The organism is Mesorhizobium sp. ArgA1 (assembly GCF_053714375.1).
In genome coordinates, this window is sequence record NZ_JBSKBQ010000029.1 from 1 (window position 1) to 17,252 (window position 17,252).

The 17,252-nt window shown below is 56.3% G+C and carries 12 protein-coding genes and 1 pseudogene; 5 read left to right on the forward strand and 8 right to left on the reverse strand.

Going from position 1 to position 17,252, the window contains the following annotated elements:
• Positions 1-120 precede the first annotated feature (120 nt).
• Positions 121-546: pseudogene (gene tnpA, locus ACWGTI_RS29995) on the forward strand (IS200/IS605 family transposase).
• Positions 547-771: 225 nt separating this feature from the next.
• Here the strand turns inward: tnpA and ACWGTI_RS30000 are convergent.
• A complete protein-coding gene (locus tag ACWGTI_RS30000) occupies positions 772-939 on the reverse strand; it encodes a GMC family oxidoreductase N-terminal domain-containing protein (protein ID WP_454578614.1) in 168 nt (55 codons plus the stop codon).
• A gap of 1,340 nt (positions 940-2,279) precedes the next feature.
• Here ACWGTI_RS30000 and ACWGTI_RS30005 point away from each other — a divergent pair.
• Positions 2,280-2,960, forward strand: a complete 681-nt coding sequence (locus ACWGTI_RS30005; protein ID WP_454590387.1) for a GntR family transcriptional regulator — start codon at positions 2,280-2,282, stop codon at positions 2,958-2,960.
• 5 nt (positions 2,961-2,965) lie between these two features.
• Here ACWGTI_RS30005 and ACWGTI_RS30010 read toward each other — a convergent pair whose 3' ends face one another.
• From ACWGTI_RS30010 to ACWGTI_RS30035, 6 genes are all read right to left on the reverse strand, one after another.
• Positions 2,966-4,009, reverse strand: coding sequence for a tartrate dehydrogenase (locus ACWGTI_RS30010; protein ID WP_454590375.1), 1,044 nt, complete (start codon positions 4,007-4,009; stop codon positions 2,966-2,968).
• Positions 4,010-4,067: 58 nt separating this feature from the next.
• The gene (locus tag ACWGTI_RS30015) at positions 4,068-5,393 is read right to left on the reverse strand and encodes an aspartate aminotransferase family protein (RefSeq protein ID WP_454590376.1); all 1,326 of its coding nucleotides are present in this window, start codon (positions 5,391-5,393) and stop codon (positions 4,068-4,070) included.
• Between the two features lie 72 nt (positions 5,394-5,465).
• Complete coding sequence (locus tag ACWGTI_RS30020; RefSeq protein WP_454578610.1) at positions 5,466-6,578, reverse strand: phosphotransferase enzyme family protein; 1,113 nt, start codon at positions 6,576-6,578, stop codon at positions 5,466-5,468.
• Between the two features lie 148 nt (positions 6,579-6,726).
• Entirely contained in the window at positions 6,727-7,590 is an 864-nt protein-coding gene (locus ACWGTI_RS30025; RefSeq protein WP_454578609.1) for an MBL fold metallo-hydrolase, read from the reverse strand.
• The gene (locus ACWGTI_RS30030; RefSeq protein ID WP_454578608.1) at positions 7,583-8,410 is read right to left on the reverse strand and encodes a hypothetical protein; all 828 of its coding nucleotides are present in this window, start codon (positions 8,408-8,410) and stop codon (positions 7,583-7,585) included. Before ACWGTI_RS30030 ends, ACWGTI_RS30025 begins: the two co-directional genes overlap by 8 nt.
• A gap of 183 nt (positions 8,411-8,593) precedes the next feature.
• A complete protein-coding gene (locus ACWGTI_RS30035; protein ID WP_454590388.1) occupies positions 8,594-10,090 on the reverse strand; it encodes an aldehyde dehydrogenase in 1,497 nt (498 codons plus the stop codon).
• Between the two features lie 142 nt (positions 10,091-10,232).
• Here ACWGTI_RS30035 and ACWGTI_RS30040 point away from each other — a divergent pair, with 142 nt between their 5' ends.
• Together ACWGTI_RS30040 and ACWGTI_RS30045 are read left to right on the forward strand one after the other, a co-directional pair.
• On the forward strand, positions 10,233-11,216 hold the full coding sequence (locus ACWGTI_RS30040) for a D-2-hydroxyacid dehydrogenase (protein WP_454578606.1): 984 nt from the start codon (positions 10,233-10,235) through the stop codon (positions 11,214-11,216).
• Between the two features lie 123 nt (positions 11,217-11,339).
• Positions 11,340-12,614, forward strand: a complete 1,275-nt coding sequence (locus ACWGTI_RS30045) for an NAD(P)/FAD-dependent oxidoreductase (RefSeq protein ID WP_454578605.1) — start codon at positions 11,340-11,342, stop codon at positions 12,612-12,614.
• Between the two features lie 337 nt (positions 12,615-12,951).
• Here ACWGTI_RS30045 and ACWGTI_RS30050 read toward each other — a convergent pair whose 3' ends face one another.
• Positions 12,952-15,141: a molybdopterin-dependent oxidoreductase gene (locus ACWGTI_RS30050; protein ID WP_454590377.1), complete on the reverse strand. Its 2,190-nt coding sequence runs from the start codon at positions 15,139-15,141 to the stop codon at positions 12,952-12,954.
• A gap of 637 nt (positions 15,142-15,778) precedes the next feature.
• Here ACWGTI_RS30050 and ACWGTI_RS30055 point away from each other — a divergent pair.
• Positions 15,779-17,230, forward strand: a complete 1,452-nt coding sequence (locus tag ACWGTI_RS30055) for an NAD-dependent succinate-semialdehyde dehydrogenase (RefSeq protein WP_454590378.1) — start codon at positions 15,779-15,781, stop codon at positions 17,228-17,230.
• The last annotated feature ends 22 nt before the right edge of the window (positions 17,231-17,252 follow it).

The following is a 17,252-nucleotide window of genomic DNA, read 5'->3' on the forward strand; positions in this document are numbered from 1 at the left end:
AAAAAGACGCCTCACACCTGCATGACCCAATGCTCAGCGGCGCTCGAACCACAAGGCTCATGAATAGGACGGGCTAGGCGGCAGGGAGGGGGGCGGCCATTTGCGATATAGATTGGTAGGATGGAAGCGTACAAGCGCGACAGCCACACGGTCTGGGATTGTAAGTATCACCTGGTTGGGTGACGAAGTACCGTCATGCGGTGCTTGGCGGGACGTTGGAAATCGGTGCGGTGAGTTGCTGCGCGAGACAGCGCAAGCGCATGAAATGGTCGTGCATGCCGGGTCGATTAACCGAGACCATGTGCATATGCTAGTGTCGATCCCGCTGTGCATGTCGGTATCGCGCGCGGTGCAACATTTGAAGGGGCGGAGGTCGCATAAGCTGCTGAGCGTTCGGGATATTGCGCAGGCGCTACTGGGGCCAGCATCTGTGGGCGAGAGGCTATTGGGCGGCGACGAGAGGGAACATTACCGACAAGAATGTGGACTGAGTATATTAAGAACCAGGCGCCGACAGAGCCCGACGACAACTTCAACGTGACGTGAGTTGGGGCACCCTGTCCGCCTAGGCTCGGACCGATCCGGCTTTAAGCCGTAACCTGAAGCCACCGCCTTCATGCGGTGGAGAATTCACGGCGAAGCCTTCCTGCGCAGTTGCGTTGCTGGCAAAGCCATTTCGACGCCGGCATTCATGAACGCGGCATTGAGCTCATCCGCGAAAGGGTTCCGATCGCGGGCGAACACGGGAGCCGCGCTCTGGGCCAGGCTGATTCACCCAATGCTCGGCGCGAACGAAATATGGCAGAATGCTTTGGTCGTCCCAACAATGCAACCGTACTGGTCGGCCCAATTGTCGAAGTCGAGCACGTTGCCGCGAGTGTACGCCATTCCGTTGATTGAGGAGGAACCGCTGAGAAGGCGGCCTTGAGGATGCTCGATAAGTCATCCATTGAGCTCGGGTTCCGGATCAAGAAGCCCCAATTCTCGTAGCAAGGCCCCATGAGGGTGTCCATGGCTGCCGGCATGTCGACCTTCCACTTCCTGTGCGCCCGGCTTCGACGAGAAGCACCGTCGTGGCGTCCACCGGCGATCTTGTCGACCCTGCGACCGAAAAAGCCTTTGTCGTGTGCGCCATGGGATCAGCCGCCGATGTGATCCGGCCTCCAAGGCCGCCCGGCTAACTCCGTGGAACTGGCAGATATTCACCAAGATCCTGCTCGCGATTGCAACGGCGGGTTTGGAATCGTGCAGTGGCGAACCTGCAAGCTGTTTCCTGATTGTCGGCCTGTTTGTCGCGCCGGACCTAAAGGTTTCAGTTCCTGTCTCGAAGAATACAACACCACACGAGGACAAGGAAATCGGGCTGTGTTCATTCGAAAAGTCTTCAACCGTTTCTAGTACTGTGCGGCAGAATTGTTGCCAAAGAGCGCGCATAATATATGCCATCTCCTTTCTCTGGTAAGCTACATTTTCAGTAGGCCAAGGCGATAACCAAATATCATTGTTGCTATCAGTAATAAGAAACATACAATTAGAGCAACTGCAACTGCCTGGAGGTCTCTGCTCGAAGGGGCGCCGCCTGACATTTGGGCCTCTGTCTCAAACGGGTTGAGCACATCAGTTTTCGTCGACACCGTGACTGCTGGCAAGACAAATGTCAACATTCGCGAAAAAGCCGAGCAAGGCATCGCCCCGCACCGACCAACTCAGTATCGCGACAAATAGTCCGGCTTGGGGCACGTCAATGTGTCCACAGTAAAACGACTGCCAGTCTGGATAGATCGCGCTTCGGTTCGAGAAAGTCCGGCGCTAGCGTTCTCAAGGTCGCATTTGAACGAGTTGGGCGGTTCGGCGCGCACAAAACATCGCGGTCGAAACGCTTAGCGAAGATCCGACGGCCGCACAACACTGCGCCACAGTGGAACCGCCGAGCCACCAACGACGATCCGAACAGGCTTGCCAGCCGTCGGCAAGTCCGCTAGGCGCTGCTAATACCGATGGTGGATCGGCTGCGCCTTGTCGCAGTGCGCGTCAACGCCGGTGTCGTGCAACACAAAGACGCGAGTGACGAGGGTCGAAGACCGCAATGTATAGACCATGGCATTGATTCCTATCGTGAAATCAACGCCGGCCGCCGCACGCCGATCCACAACATGGCCGCAGTGTCCCGATTGCAGACTCAATACGAGTAATCTAGTATTTGCGTCTCAAGTAAGATAGTTGACATTCTGATAATCGGAGGCTGTGCGCACCGCTAGCCCCTAAAGGAACCAATGGTGATGGAACCACTCTCTCTGCGCCCTACCCCCGAAATCATCGCCGACAGAGTCCGATCTCAGATAGTTTCCGGGAAGTTCGCCCCCGGAGAGCGGGTGCACGATGCCAAAATTTCCGAACAGTTGGGAGTTAGCAGGGGACCGGTTCGTGAAGCATTGCAGAGGCTCGTCCAGGAAGGACTTTTGATCAACACCCTTAACCGAGGGGTTTGCGTTGTCGATATAAGTGTCACGGATTTACTTGACGTGATCACTGCAAGGCGCGCTGTCGAGCGAGAGGCTTTTTTGATCGTGCACACATCAAAGCCTGCTGCTCTTTTTGAAAAGCTTCGCAAGGTTATCCACGGCATGGAAAAAGCGGCAGGCAGTGGAGATTGGCGGGCGGCGGCAAACCACGACATCAAATTTCATACGTTGATTGTCGAAGCTTCCGGAAGCCCACGGTTGTCGCGCATATACGCGACATTAGCGGCGGAAAGACACATATGCATGACGAAGGAGTTTGCGATTTTTCCAGACCTTGGCAAACTGGCCAGCATGCACGAGCCCCTGGTGGAAGCGCTGGAAGGCGACAGTCAGTCAATTGTTTTGAAGGCTTTGGACGAACATCTCCGAAGCGGCATGGAACTGGCGCAGCCTCATGGCGGAGGCCACGCAAACTTATCGAGGGCGGACGTAGATTAGCGTAATCAGCCAAGGCGGGAGAGAACCGCAGTCTTGATTTCGTGTGTCTTATCCTTCCCCGGAACCGTGCCGATGCCCGCAGCCGTTGCCATCTCCAGCGCGGTCATCACGCTCCTGGCGGCATCCGATTCACCGAGATGCTCCAGCATCATCGCGCCAGACCAGATCGCTGCGATCGGGTTGGCATTACCGAGGTGTGCTATGTCGGGGGCGGAGCCATGCACAGGTTCGAACATCGACGGTGCCGTTCGGTCGGGGTTAATGTTTGCAGAGGCCGCGAAACCCAATCCGCCCTGAATAGCTGCGCCGAGATCTGTCAGAATGTCGCCGAACAGGTTGGAAGCGACAACCACATCGAGAATTTCGGGAGCCATTACCATTCTCGCCGCCATCGCGTCGATATGATAGGTCGATACTTGGACGTCGCGGTATTCCAAAGCCAGCATATGAGTGATCTCGTCCCAGAACACCATCGAGTATTTCTGGGCGTTGGACTTCGTGACGGAGGCGAGCTTACCGCTGCGCCGACGCGCCTGTTCGAACCCGAAACGTAGGATGCGTTCAACGCCCTTTCGAGTGAAAATCGAAGTTTCCACGGCGACCTCGTCAGGCGTGCCTTGATGAACGCGGCCGCCGGCTCCGGAGTATTCACCTTCTGTATTCTCGCGAATGCAGAGAATGTCGAAACTTCCTGATCGCAGGGGTCCTTGAACGCCAGGCAGAAGCCGATGCGGCCGGACATTAGCATATTGCACAAACGCTTTACGGATAGGGAGCAGCAAACCATGCAATGAAACCGAGTCAGGCACCTCTGCCGGCCAGCCGACAGCGCCCAGCAAAATGGAATCGAAACCGCGAAGGGTTTCGATTCCATCCGTCGGCATCATTGCACCTGTTGCCTTGTAGAAGGCACAGGACCAAGGGAACTCGGTCGCGTGGAGCGCAAAGCCATAATTTTTTGCGGCAGCCTCCAAGACCGCCCAGGCCGCTTCTGTGACATCCGGGCCAATTCCATCTCCAGGAATGAGTGCGACAGAATGCGTTTTCAACGACATATTTCTCCAACCGAGTCCGGGCCCGTCCTGCTATGGAAGGGCATCAAAAGAGCTAATGATACGCTTTGTTCAGGGCGTTCTCGAAAGACCCAAGGAAGCGGTCGACGTGTTGCGGTTCGCAAATCAAAGGGGGGCGAACCTTCAGCGTGTCCTCGTTCGCGCCGGTGGTGCTGATGAGTACAGCGTCGTCCCGGAGCAAATTGACAATTTTGAGCGCGGCCGCCCTTCGAGTTGCAGGGCTCTCTTCCGCGCCGACATCGATCCCGAAAAAGAGCCCAGCGTTTCTTATACCTCGGATAACAGACGTTCTCCCGGCGATCGTTTCCAGGCCCTCTCGCAGGCGGTTGCTCATTGCAAGTGCGTTGTGACGTGTATTGTCCCGCTCGAGCACCGTCAGTACGGCATTCGCCGCCGCAATGCCCACGGTATTTCCAGCGAACGTATTGACATAGCGAGCAGTTGAACCGAAGCGCTCCATGGGGACTTGGCGCCCTACGACTGCTCCTATCGGAAACCCGTTACCCATTGGCTTACCAAGCGTAACCAAATCGGGCACGATTCCGTGTCGCTCAAAACCCCACATATGAGCACCTGTACGCCCGAAGCCCGGCTGGACTTCATCGGCGATAAGCAGCCCGCCCGCTTCCCTTACTGCTGTCACACCTCCCGCGATAAAGCCTGGTGGGTCGACCCAGACTCCGTCACTTGAAAAAATGCTGTCCATGACCAGTGCTGCCACACCGATGCCACGGCGCTTCAGATCAGTGATCGCCGCACGAACCTGCGTCTCGAAGAAATCGGCTGCTTGAGAGCTTGGCACGCCTTCTGGACCGGGAAGTGCGACCATCCTTACGAATGGGCTAAGCTTTACGGCATCGCCCAGGTTCGGCGAAATTGCAGCGATCGCAGCGCTAGTGCCGTGGTAGGCATATGATGAAACGATCACGCCTTCACTATTGCTGATCAACCTAGCTACACGAAGAGCGAGGTCGTTGGACTCGCTCCCGGTGCATGTGAAAACCACGCGGTTGAGTTCCTGCGGAAAATTTGCAACAAGGCGTTCGGCATAGGAGACGAGCTTTGGCTCAAGATAACGCGTATTGGCGTTCAGCCGACTAGCCTGTTCGGCGATGGCTGCGGTAACTTCGGGATGGCAGTGTCCTAGCGACGGCACGTTGTTGTAAAAATCAAGATAGGCCTTGCCATCAGGATCATACAGCCACATTCCCTCGGCCCTTACGAAATGCACTGGCCGACGGTATTGGAGCCGGTAAGACGACCCAAGCACATTTTCACGTCGCGAAATCAGTTCCGCCTCACGCGCTGGGACATCAGCCTCACCCGGTATGTAGCGATTGGGCATTAGATCTGTAGACATGGCTTCAACTTATGTTAGAGGGCGACGAAACGGCTTGCAGCCGCGTTCACGATGGCCACAGCAGTTGCTGCTTCAATGGTAGCCGCGAATGGCGTCCAAAATGCACGTCTCAGCTTCCTCGGGAGCTAAAGCGGCGAGAATGTTCAAACCACACTCAGCCCGCGCGACGTTTTTCTTGATGTACTGCGCATCGGCTGGAAAGAGATGCGCTCTCCAGTGGTTCACAAGAATGAGAGCGCTTTGCCGTGCTCGCATGAGTGGAACCAATAGGCTTCTCTCCAATGTTGAGAGGTCACATGTGGACGTGTAGCCAGCAATCAAATCTTCCGCTCCCCCCAGGGTACGGTTTGAATCCGTCACCAAATGACTGGCAGCGATCGCCAGATCCTGGATCCTAGGCCCAAAGGTGCCATCTCCAAAGTCGATGAACGCTATCTTGTTATCGGCGAAAAACACATTGTGCGGGCTCGGGTCATTGTGGGTTATCTGCCATTCGACCATTGCCAACTGCGGCTCGACGATTTTGCAGAAGTCGCTCATCGCGGAGTCGACATGTTCACCGATTGGCCCTGGAGGCAGATATTGCTGCAACTGTATCAGGTGTGAGCAGCACCCGATGTGCCATAGGACCGGCCGATATTTCCCTGGTACATCGAGAGGTCGAAGCGCAAGATCCAGGTGCCCGAGCGCGCGACCGGCTTGATAGTACTCATCGGCATTCGCACCCAGACTGTGTAGTTGTCTGCCTCGAATTTTCGTTTGGAGATATCCGCAAAAATCCGCTTCCTCGAACGTCAAGCCGCCTTCAGTCGTGCGTATGACGGTCGGGACGACAAAGGTGTCCGCGTTCTGCAAGGTGGCCATTACGGATGCTTGAAAGCGAAAGCTGTCTTGTGCCTTGGCTCTCGTCGAGGTTTTCAGGATCAAGCTCTGCCCGTCCCCGGTTACCACTTGAGCGGTGAATTCAGCCTCCGACGATAGCGCCGTGATTTCTCCTTTCAAGCCATAGTGCCTCAGCAGGAGCTCCGCCAACTTCAATGTCTTGGGAGGATCTGGAGGTGTTGAAAGCCCTTTTGAAGCCGCAAGGAAATAGTTCCTGCTGGCCGAAATCGAGAAAAATGCCCGGGTATCGTCGTCCCACGTCTTCGCCGCGACTTCCGCGTAAGCGTCTCCACGGTTTGTCATCAAGTCCTTCCTGGTCGAATTTCCCTGCCGATAGCTACGGGCCCTGTCCGCGCGCCCCGTCACCGCGCGGTCTTCGCTTTAAGCCCGGTCCACCCCGCACACGGCACACAGGCGTCGACCTGCGGAGTCAAAGCCTGTTACGACGCACCTACTTTGCAACTTCCAGTTCGTACGGATTTTTTGCCGAACTCACGCTGCCTTCAACGGTCATCTTGGAGATGCGAGTAAGGCCTTCCTTGACCAAGGGAATGGTCTTCTTTGGATCAGTTACGACACTACCATGAGCGGACGCGATAATGCGGGTCGGATAATCTTCTTCGATCAGTTTGCGCAGTCGCTCGAGCTCAGGCTCAGCGCTCTTGAGACGGGTCCAGTAGAGCGCGTACTCCAGAAAAATCCCAGTAAGCTCGGGAATTGGCAGATCCGGGATCTCTTCAGCGAATTTCCCGCATTGTTCGGCCTCATGGTAATGGCCGAACCCAAGACCATCAGACGAAAATAGCACCTTTTCTTGCTCGTCGTAGCCCCAGAGCGAATTCACCAGATCAAGGAAGACCGCTTCGACGAAGACGAACTTTCGTCCGCCCAGATCGATTTCGTCGCCCTGCTTGACGTTCAAGAAACGATCGACATGCTTCGGGAAAATGAGCTGCATGTCACGCATGTCCCCGATGCCGCGGGCCTCAGGATAATAGTTGAGCCATCGTCCGAGGTTGCCTGAATGCGTTACCTCAGGGTGCGTCGGGAAGATGAACTCCGGAGCGGGAACACCTTTTGCCACCAGGCTTTCAACTTGATCCCTGACGACGATCCAGTCCTTGATATGGCCTGTGTCGACGAGGATGCTCCGTTCCTTCCCTGCCACCAGATAGACTGACGAGTACGAATGCTCGAGACCGGCGCGAGTTTCCCAAACAAAACAATCGCCAAGCCAATGCACACCTTCTGCAATTTCGCGTGGGAGGCGATGCTGGACGACGCCAGCAGGATCACAATGGTGAGACTTAACCATGCAAATTCTCCTTTCCGTCGAGTTTGCGAAGCGCCTCGATCACAAAATCTCTGTGGCGAATGACCAAATCACGCCCCGAAATCGCGCAGCCGATGGTCGGCGCGACGTGCTCGATGTCGTACTTGTCAAAGGTCTGCTGTACGAATTCACGCAACGGCTCTGTGTCGGCACCTTCGATCCATTTAAACTTTGTCCGCAGGTGCTCGGTCACCTCGTCAGCGGTCGTGTTGTCGTTTTCTTCCGTCACGACACGGACGCCAGGCTCAGGCGCCATGACGTGAGAAAAAGCGTCAGAGGTGAACAGCGTCCGACTTGTTGCATCGTACAGCCACGCTGCATTGAGCAGCTTCAGCTTGGCGTTGATTGTCTCAAGCACTCGTCCGTGCGACAGGGTTATCTCGCCGTCCGCCCCAAACATCTTTGACTCGTAATTGGGCACGGGAAGCGGCTCTTCAGTACGCAGGTAGACCCAGTCAGACGCCGCAAAGTGAGACCAAATTTCGCTTACGGGAAATTTATCGACGATCACATCCGCGTTCGCCATACTGTCAAACTCGACGGCGCGGGTGAAAACGATCTTCAGGTCGTTGAGCCCGAAAGTCTTGAGCTGGCCGATAAGTGCATCTTCGATGATCGGATAGTTGGTGTCTACCAACAGCCCCTCCTTTCCTTCGGTCAGGAGATATGCGTTGAGAGCGGCATCTCCTTCTCGCCCCTTGGCAACCCAATGAATGTCTCCGCTCTGAGAGACGGTTGCACCCAGGGCATAGAGTTTCCCGGCAACTATTGGAGCAGGCGCTCCCTCTGTAACTTGTGTCACTAAACCCTCCAAGATTGGCACGCCCACTCCAATGGTAGGAATGTCAACATTATGCAAAAATTTAGTTCCGCCGTCCAGCAAAATCTCGACGTTGTGCAGCTGGAAGTTTGCGATCTTTGAAGGGGCTTGCCGCGGCCACCGGTCGGTGGCCGCAATCGAGACGGCTATGTGGCCTGTTGCGCCTCAGGCGTGAAGTTTGATCCACGTGGACTTCAGGTCGCTGTACTTCTCGATGGCATGCAACGACTTGTCCCGACCGAAGCCCGAGCGCTTGAACCCGCCGAAGGGTGTGGTGATATCGCCGTCAGCATAGTTGTTGACTGAGACGACGCCCGCGACCAAGGCCTTGGAGGCAGCAATAGCCTTGTTGATGTCTCGAGTCCAAATACCCGATGCGAGACCGTAATCCGTGTCATTGGCGATCCTGATCCCGTGCTCGAGGTCTGTCGCTTCAAGAACGGAAAGCACCGGTCCGAAGATCTCCTCCTTTGCGATCGTCATGTCATTGGTTACGTGGTCGAACACGGTCGGCTCAAGGAAGTAGCCGTCATAGCCGGCAACTCGTTTGCCTCCCAGTTTAAGCGTCGCGCCCTCTGCCGAGCCTTGCTCGATGTAACCCAGGATCCGCTTCATCTGCGTATCGCTGATGATCGGGCCTAGCTCCGTCTCTGTGTCCAACGGATCACCAACTTTATAAGCGGCTGCCACGTTTATAACGCGTTCAACAAACTCTTCCTTGATCGACCGCTCGACGATGAGGCGCGCGGCAGCATCGCAGGACTGGCCGGAATTGTGGAAAAGACCCCAAGCTGCCGAGCGGGCAGCGGCGTCAAGATCAGGTGCATCCGCGAGAACGATGAGGGGCGATTTCCCCCCACATTCAAGCGTCACACGCTTCATGTTCGACTGCCCAGAGTAGATCATAAACAGCTTGCCAACTTCGGTGGAGCCCGTAAACGCGATCGCGTCGACATCCATGTGGAGGCCCAGGGCGCGGCCAGCCGTTTCGCCATAACCCGGCACGACGTTGAAAACGCCTTCCGGGATGCCAGCCTCCATAGCTAGCTCTCCAAGCCTCAATGCACTTAGCGGGGACTGTTCTGCGGGCTTGATGATAATCGAATTACCAGCCGCAAGAATTGGCCCAATCTTCCAGGAGGTCATGAAGAGAGGGTAGTTCCAGGGGACGATAGCTGCAACGACGCCAAGCGGCTCGCGCCGGATCAACGAAAGGGCATTCGGTGCGGTAGGTGCGATTTCATCGTAGAGCTTATCAATAGCCTCGCCGCACCAGCGGATGGTTCTGGCGCTCTTAGGAACATCCATGACGATTGCGCTCGATATCGGCTTTCCGGCGTCAATCGTGTCCAGGAGCGCAAGTTCCTCCAGATTAGCCTCGATGAGGTCAGCGAATTTGATCATGCGTTTTCTGCGGTCGTCTGGTGCCATTCTGGACCAAACACCTTTGTCAAAGGCCGCCCGAGCCGCGGCAACTGCCCTATTGACGTCCTCACTGTCGCATTCGGCAACTTCAGTAATACGCTTGCCGGTCGTCGGGTTGATGGTCGCAAACCGCCTCCCAGAGGCGGCAGCCACCGCGCGTCCACCTATAAAGGCGTCGGTACGCAGCGAAAGCTCAGCCGCTTTCTTCGCCCAGTTCACTGTTGCACTATCATTTATCGCCACGATCTTCCTTTCTCGCGTACGCTCCTGAAGGCGGCAGCAGCGGCCTCCCGAAAGCGGTGAAATTGTAGAGATGTTGACATTCTACGTTTCGCGTGTCAACGATCCTCTATGTCTTTGCTGTACCTTGGGGGCTCGCATGGCGGATAAGAAAAAAGTGGTGGCTCTGATTCCACCAGGCCAGGTCAAACCCGAAATCCTCGCGGATGCATCGCGTTTCGCGGATGTGGCATATGTCGGAAATGACAAGGAGGCCGAACTTTCGCTCGCCGACGCCAATGCGCTTTTTCTCTGGGATATTTCCAGTCGAGTGATCCGTGATAATCCACTTTGGACGAACCTTGAGTGGATTCACACCGCAAGCATCGGGGTCGACGCTATTCTGACGGAAGCGGTCGTCTCGTCAAATGTGGTCGTCACCCACACGCGCGGAGTTTTCGAACGTCCGATCGCCGAGTATGTGCTTGGCCTGCTGATCGCAATTACCAAGGAATTCTACAAGACATACCGCTACCAGAAGGCCGAGAAATGGGTGTCTCGATCTACCCACTCCATATCAGGCCAGACCATCGTGATTGTCGGACCCGGAGCCATCGGCCGCGAAATTCATCAGATGCTATCGGCCGTGGGCTACAACCTGATTGTGGTAGGCCGCAACAATGTGGAACGTGACGACACGTTTGGCCGGGTCTACTCGATAGACAAACTCGGCGAGATCCTCCCAACTGCCGATGCTGTGATACTTGCCATGCCTCTGACTGCGCAAACCCGCAACTTCATGGATGCGCAGCGCTTCTCGATGATGAAGCTGGGTGCTACCTTCATCAACATTGGCCGGGGCGGCCTCGTTGATGAAGACGCTCTGGTTGACGCGTTGAACATGGGCCGTGTCGGCACCGCCGCTCTTGACGTATTCGTCACCGAGCCACTGCCGAAGGGCCATCCGTTTTGGAAGATGGACCAGGTCATCGTATCGCCCCACATGTCCTCGGACCTCCATGACTACCCTGATCAAGCGGCCAAGCTCTTTGTGTCCAACCTTGAACGCTGGAGCAATGGGCAGCCACTCGAGAACGTTGTCGACAAGCGCAAACTCGCAAGCGGCGGCAGCCGCATCAAATAGAGCATCGGTTGTACGGCCGCGCTTTTTAGGCTGACGAAACGGCTTGGCTAACCGCCGCTATCCTCCACGGTTCAAAGCGTGCAACCGCGATCCAGGACTTGGTGTGGCTTGAATGGAAATGAAATGAAAACCGTCTCTTACTGGCTCGACGAGCCTTCAAGGCCGCTCTTCAACGCGCCGCCATCTATCTCCGGCGACGTTGATGTTCTGATCGTCGGCGCGGGCTTTACAGGCTTGTCCTGTGCTTATCATCTTGCCCGTAGCGGCACGCGGGTCGTGGTTGTTGACGCCGGTCGCATCGGCGCCATGGCGTCAGGTCAGAACGGCGGACATTTGAACAATGGTCTTGGAGGGTCCTATCTTGCGGCTAAGCAGAAACACGGTCAGGAACTCGCCTGCGCACTTTATCACGCCTATGACCGCTCGGTCGATTTGATCGAGACTATAGTCAACGAAGAAGGCATTGATTGTGATTTCAGGCGCTCCGGTAAATTGAAGGCGGCGGTCAAGCCTTCGCACTTCGAGAGTCTGCGAACTCAATATGAGGTGATGGTCAAGGACGTGGATTCAGAGATCACCCTCGTGGGACCGGAGACGATCCGATCAGAAGTTGAGACAAACAAGTTCAGTGGTGGTCTACTTTACAGAAAGTCTGCACAGATGCATATGGGCCGTTATTCCGCAGGGTTGGCCCAAGCAGTGGTCAGGCATGGCGGTCAGGTGTGGGAGGAAAGCCCGGTCACCGAGATCACACGTCTTGGCAATCGGTATCGGGTCCAAACACCGCGCGGAACTGTCACGGCACGCGAGGTCGTGCTTGCGACGGGTGTGTCCAGGATCGGCCCTTTTGCGTGGTTCAAGCGACGTCTCGTGCCTGTGGGAAGCTTTATCATCGTAACAGAACCGCTAGACATGTCCGTCATCAACCTTTTGATGCCAAACCGTCGAAACGTTACGACGACAGCCAACATCGGCAACTATTTCCGCATCCTTCCAGATAATCGCATGCTTTTCGGTGGCCGCGCGAAATTCGCTGCCTATACAGGTCAGGGTCACGCGAGATCATGCGAGATCCTAAGCAAGTCTCTCAGGGAGTTCTTCCCCCAATTGGGGAACGTTCAAGTCGACTATTGCTGGGGCGGAGCGGTCGACATGACTGCAGACCGTCTCCCTCGTAGCGGCATCTATCGGGGCATGCCATACGCCATGGGTTACAGCGGTCACGGGGCTCAGCTGTCGACCTATATGGGTCGCCACCTGGCGATGAAGGTCCTGGGCCGGCCGCAGTACCAGCCATTCGAAGATCTCCCCTGGCCAGCAATTCCCGGTTACTTCGGATGGCCTTGGTTTCTGCCCTTTGTGGGGGCGTACTATCGGTATAAGGACCGAGTGAGCTAGGCCCGGAGCTGATCTCAGCGCGGGCCAATCATGTAATTGATGAGCTTGCCGTTTTCGCAACTGGCTTAACGATAATTCACCCACTGCCGAGTAAGCGGGGAGGTGTTTTCAGGCTTGGGAGTGCGTCGAACCTGATCGAGGTGCCCCGTTTGATCATTTGATGAAATTCCACCGGGTCGTGTAGCCCCGGCGGATCGTCAAGCTTGCCCGCCCGGACGGGAGGTGCGGCAATCCCTTGAACTCGACCAAGGTCTTACCTTTCTTTGTCGCCGGTCGACACAGCCCAGATCTGCGAGAGCATCGCCATGTCGCTGGGTTGCGGCTGCTGGACAAGTTCCTATTCGACAAATTTCGGACCGTTGAACGCGGTAACCGCAGGTAGTTCACCCTCGAACGGCTCGATCTCCACGAGGCAGGACTGAGCCACAGTGGCTTGAGAAAGTTTCGAAGAGCCAACGTCCAGTGTCACCGCGTTCGGATTGCCATGCTTGTCGAGACTGTTCGTCGACACCCATTCTTGTGGGTCAAACCAGGCCCCTGTCGCGATGATAGCCACCCCTTCCAGGAGATCGTCGGTGATTTGAGCCGCGGCAAGACATGCGCCTCTGTCATTGAATACCCTCACGACGTCCCCCTCCGAGATTCCGCGCGCCCGCGCATCACACGAACTCAAGAGGATCGGCTCTCTCCCCGCGATTTTGCCAGCTCGGCTGTGCGAAGAGTGGTCAAGCTGACTGTGTAGGCGGCGGCGCGGCTCATGGCTCAAAAGATGCAGGGGATATCGAGCAGCCTTGTCCGAGCCTAGCCACTCCACAGGTTCAATCCATGTTGCCTGAGCTGGACAGTCGTCGTATCCGAAGCTTTCGATCGTCTTGGAATGAAGCTCTATCCGCTGCGACGGAGTGTTCAGTGGATTCAATTCTGGGTCAGCTCTGAAACTCTCCAATAAAATGCCAGGCTTGATTGGTGCTGGAAGCTCAAGGCGCCCGCTTTCCCAGAACGTGTTAAAGTCTGGTGCTTCAACCTGATCGGCGGCGCGCTGCCGGAACTCTTCATAAATTTGAACGAGCCAATCCTCGGCAGTCTTTCCCTCTGCAAACGCAGCTCCCTCGCCCATTTTCTCAGCAATTCCGTTGAAGATGTCGAAGTCGCTCTTCGCTTCCGCGAAGGGTTCCTTCACCTTCCGCATAGCGACGAGATGCCCCTCGCCTGAAGCATAGCCGATGTCATTGCGCTCCAGGGTGATACTTGCGGGCAATACGATGTCGGCCGCTTTAGCACTACTCGTCCAGAACTGTTCGTGGATGATGATTGTTTCTGGCCGCTGCCACGCCGAGATGAACCGGTTGAGATCTTGATGATGATGGAACGGATTTCCACCCGCCCAATACACCAGCTTGATGTCCGGATAAACGTAGCTACGGCCGTTGTAGTCGTATCGTCCGCCCGGGGTCAGAAGCATGTCGGCGATCCGTGCTACCGGAATGAATTCCTCAACGAGGTTCCTGCCTTGCGGCAGCCTCGGTCCTGCAACGCGGAGCTCGTTGGACCCTACTGAGTTCAACGTCCCATAGCCGATACCGAAGCCCCCTCCTGGGTTACCGATCTGGCCTAAATGAGACGCCAGAGTAACCAGCGCCCAATATGCCTGCTCGCCGTGGCTCTGCCGTTGGAGTGACCAAGACGCGTTGATCATCGTTTTCGAAGCAGCCATATCCCGCGCCAGTTGGACTATCTTTTCGGGCGGGACGCCAGTGATTGCCGATGCCCAGTGCGGCGTTTTGGGCAGTCTGTCGCTTTCTCCGAGGACGTAAGCCCTTACTTCTTCCCCACCGGTGCAGAACCGCGCGAGGAAGGCGCGATCGTGCAGGTTCTCAGTCAGCAGGACATGAATGAGCGCGAGCATAAGCGCGACGTCGGTGTTCGGGCGGATCGGTATCCAGTCCGAAGCACCATCGATATCTTGCCTCAGCGGGCTGATGTTGACGAACCGGACTTGCCTCGATCTCATCAAATCGAGAGCATCGCGGACTCGATGGCGGCTCGGACCGCCTGCAGTCATTTGCGTGTTGCGTAGCGGAATACCGCCGAACGCCACGAAAAGCTCTGTATGGCTGGACAGCGTAGTCCAATCCGTATGCTGCTCGAGGAGTTGTTCCATCGGCGCGACCACATGCGGCATGATAACAGATCCCGCGCCGAAACTGTATGAATCGCGGCCGCGCACATACCCACCTATAACATTCAGAAACCGGTGGATCTGGCTCTGTGCGTGGTGAAATCGGCCCGCACTTCCCCAGCCGTAAGAGCCTCCAAAGATTGCGCGGTTCTCGTGCGCGTTTTTCACACGTCGGAGCTCGGCCGCGACAAGATCAAATGCTTCGTCCCAAGGGACCTCGACGAACCTTTCAATTCCTCGCCCTGCCCGATGAGCGCCTGGTCCATGTCGAAGCCAACTCTCGCGGAACGCTGGCCGCTGTACCCGCAGTGACTGCACTTCAGGCGAAAGAAGATCGAGACCAATCATGCTGGGGTTCGCATCACCGTCCCAAACCTGGAGGCGTGGATTGCCAGCACCATCCCGCGCGACGCGATGAACTCCCCAGTGACTGACTGTGAGCTCCGGTGTCGAAGTTCCCACGCTAAGTGGTCCAGTCATATCGACCTTCCGGTTCCAGCGAGACAGAGGCGCGTGGATGCGAGACAGGTATGCTTATGCGCGTGCGAAAGAACCGGGAGCAAAAGCTCGTAAGCCCCGGCACCATTCTGTGCCGCAAAGTTCCAGGGATCTTTCTCCGTTTGGTATCTATCGTCGTTGATTGACATGAACATTGACGGCTCGACATCCCGACGAAACGGCCTGACGGCGCTGGTGCAGACAGGCGCAGCACTCCGCCCCCCCTCGCATCGAGCAATTGCATACTATCGACAAGGCGAATGTCAACATTCATTGTTGAGTTGAAGCGCTCCCGGCTTATCATGCCGCGGTTGTGGCTTGTCTAACCAGGTAGCGTCGATTGTACCCATTGGCAAACTCGCCGACCGGTCGAACGTATGAATGTTGACAATATGACAAGACGGCCGTAGTGTCGGCCAGCCATGTGTTTCACGGCGACCACGCGACATTGCCGGCGGAACGCTCCCCAAAGATCACGAGGAAACCAATGAAACTTGATGACCCGACGCTGCTCAGGCAAGCCGCGTTCGTTGGCGGCGGATGGATTGACGCCGACGGTAGCGGAATTCCGGTGACAAACCCGTCCAACGGCGAGACGATAGGCTATGTCCCGCGCCTGGGTGGCGCCGAAACGCGTCTCGCGATCAAGGCCGCTGAGGTCGCCCAAAGACAATGGGCCACCAGGACAGCAAAGGAACGTTCTGCCTTTCTACGCCGTTGGTTCGATCTGATCGTCGCCAATAGCACCGATCTCGGCCGCATCTTGACTGCCGAGCAGGGCAAACCACTCGCTGAGGCAATCGGTGAAATCACCTATGGCGCAAGTTTCATCGAGTGGTTTTCGGAAGAGGCTCGGCGCGTTTACGGCGATACAATTCCCGCTCCGCAGGCTGACAAGCGCATTCTGGCGATTAAGCAGCCGATCGGCGTCGTGGCAGCCATTACGCCCTGGAACTTCCCTAATGCCATGATTACCCGAAAGGCAGGACCGGCGTTCGCTGCGGGGTGTGCCGTGGTGTTGAAGCCGGCCTCTCAAACGCCATTTTCCGCAATTGCCCTGGCTGTTTTGGCTGAGCGCGCCGGCGCTCCGAAAGGGCTCTTCAGCGTACTGACCGGGTCCGCTTCCGAAATCGGGGGAGAATTGACCGCAAACCCGAGTGTACGAAAGATCACGTTCACGGGCTCGACCGAAGTGGGCGTTCAGCTTTATGAACAGAGCGCAAAAACCATCAAGAAACTTGGTCTCGAACTCGGCGGAAACGCGCCTTTCATCGTCTTCGAAGACGCTGACTTGGATGCAGCCGTTGAAGGCTGCATCGCTGCCAAATTCCGCAACAATGGCCAAACCTGCGTGTGCGCCAACCGCATCTACGTTCAAGACGATGTATACGATATCTTTGCCGACAAGCTTGCGGCTGCGGTCTCCAAGCTCAAGATCGGCGATGGCTTCGGCGACGGCGTGGTCCTTGGTCCGCTCATTGACAAGGCTGCACTGGAAAAGGTTCAGGAACATGTCGACGACGCGGTTGGAAAAGGCGCTAGCATTTTGGTCGGTGGCAAATCCCACACACTCGGTGGAACGTTTTACGAACCAACCATCCTGACCGATGTTACGCGCGACATGGTCGTGACCAACGAAGAGACATTCGGCCCGCTGGCCCCGCTCTTCCGTTTTTCAACCGAAGCCGAGGTTATCGCGCTGGCAAATGCCACGGATTTTGGTCTGGCGTCGTATTTCTATGCCAGAGACATGGCCCGCGTCCTCCGGGTCGCCGAAGCTCTCGAATATGGCATGGTCGGCATCAATACCGGCCTGATATCTACCGCCGAAGCACCGTTTGGGGGCATCAAGCTTTCCGGGCTCGGCCGAGAAGGCTCGAAATATGGAATAGAAGACTTCATCGAGGTCAAGTACCTTTGCATCGGAGGAGTCGCATAATCAACGTCGACTTGATTGGCGC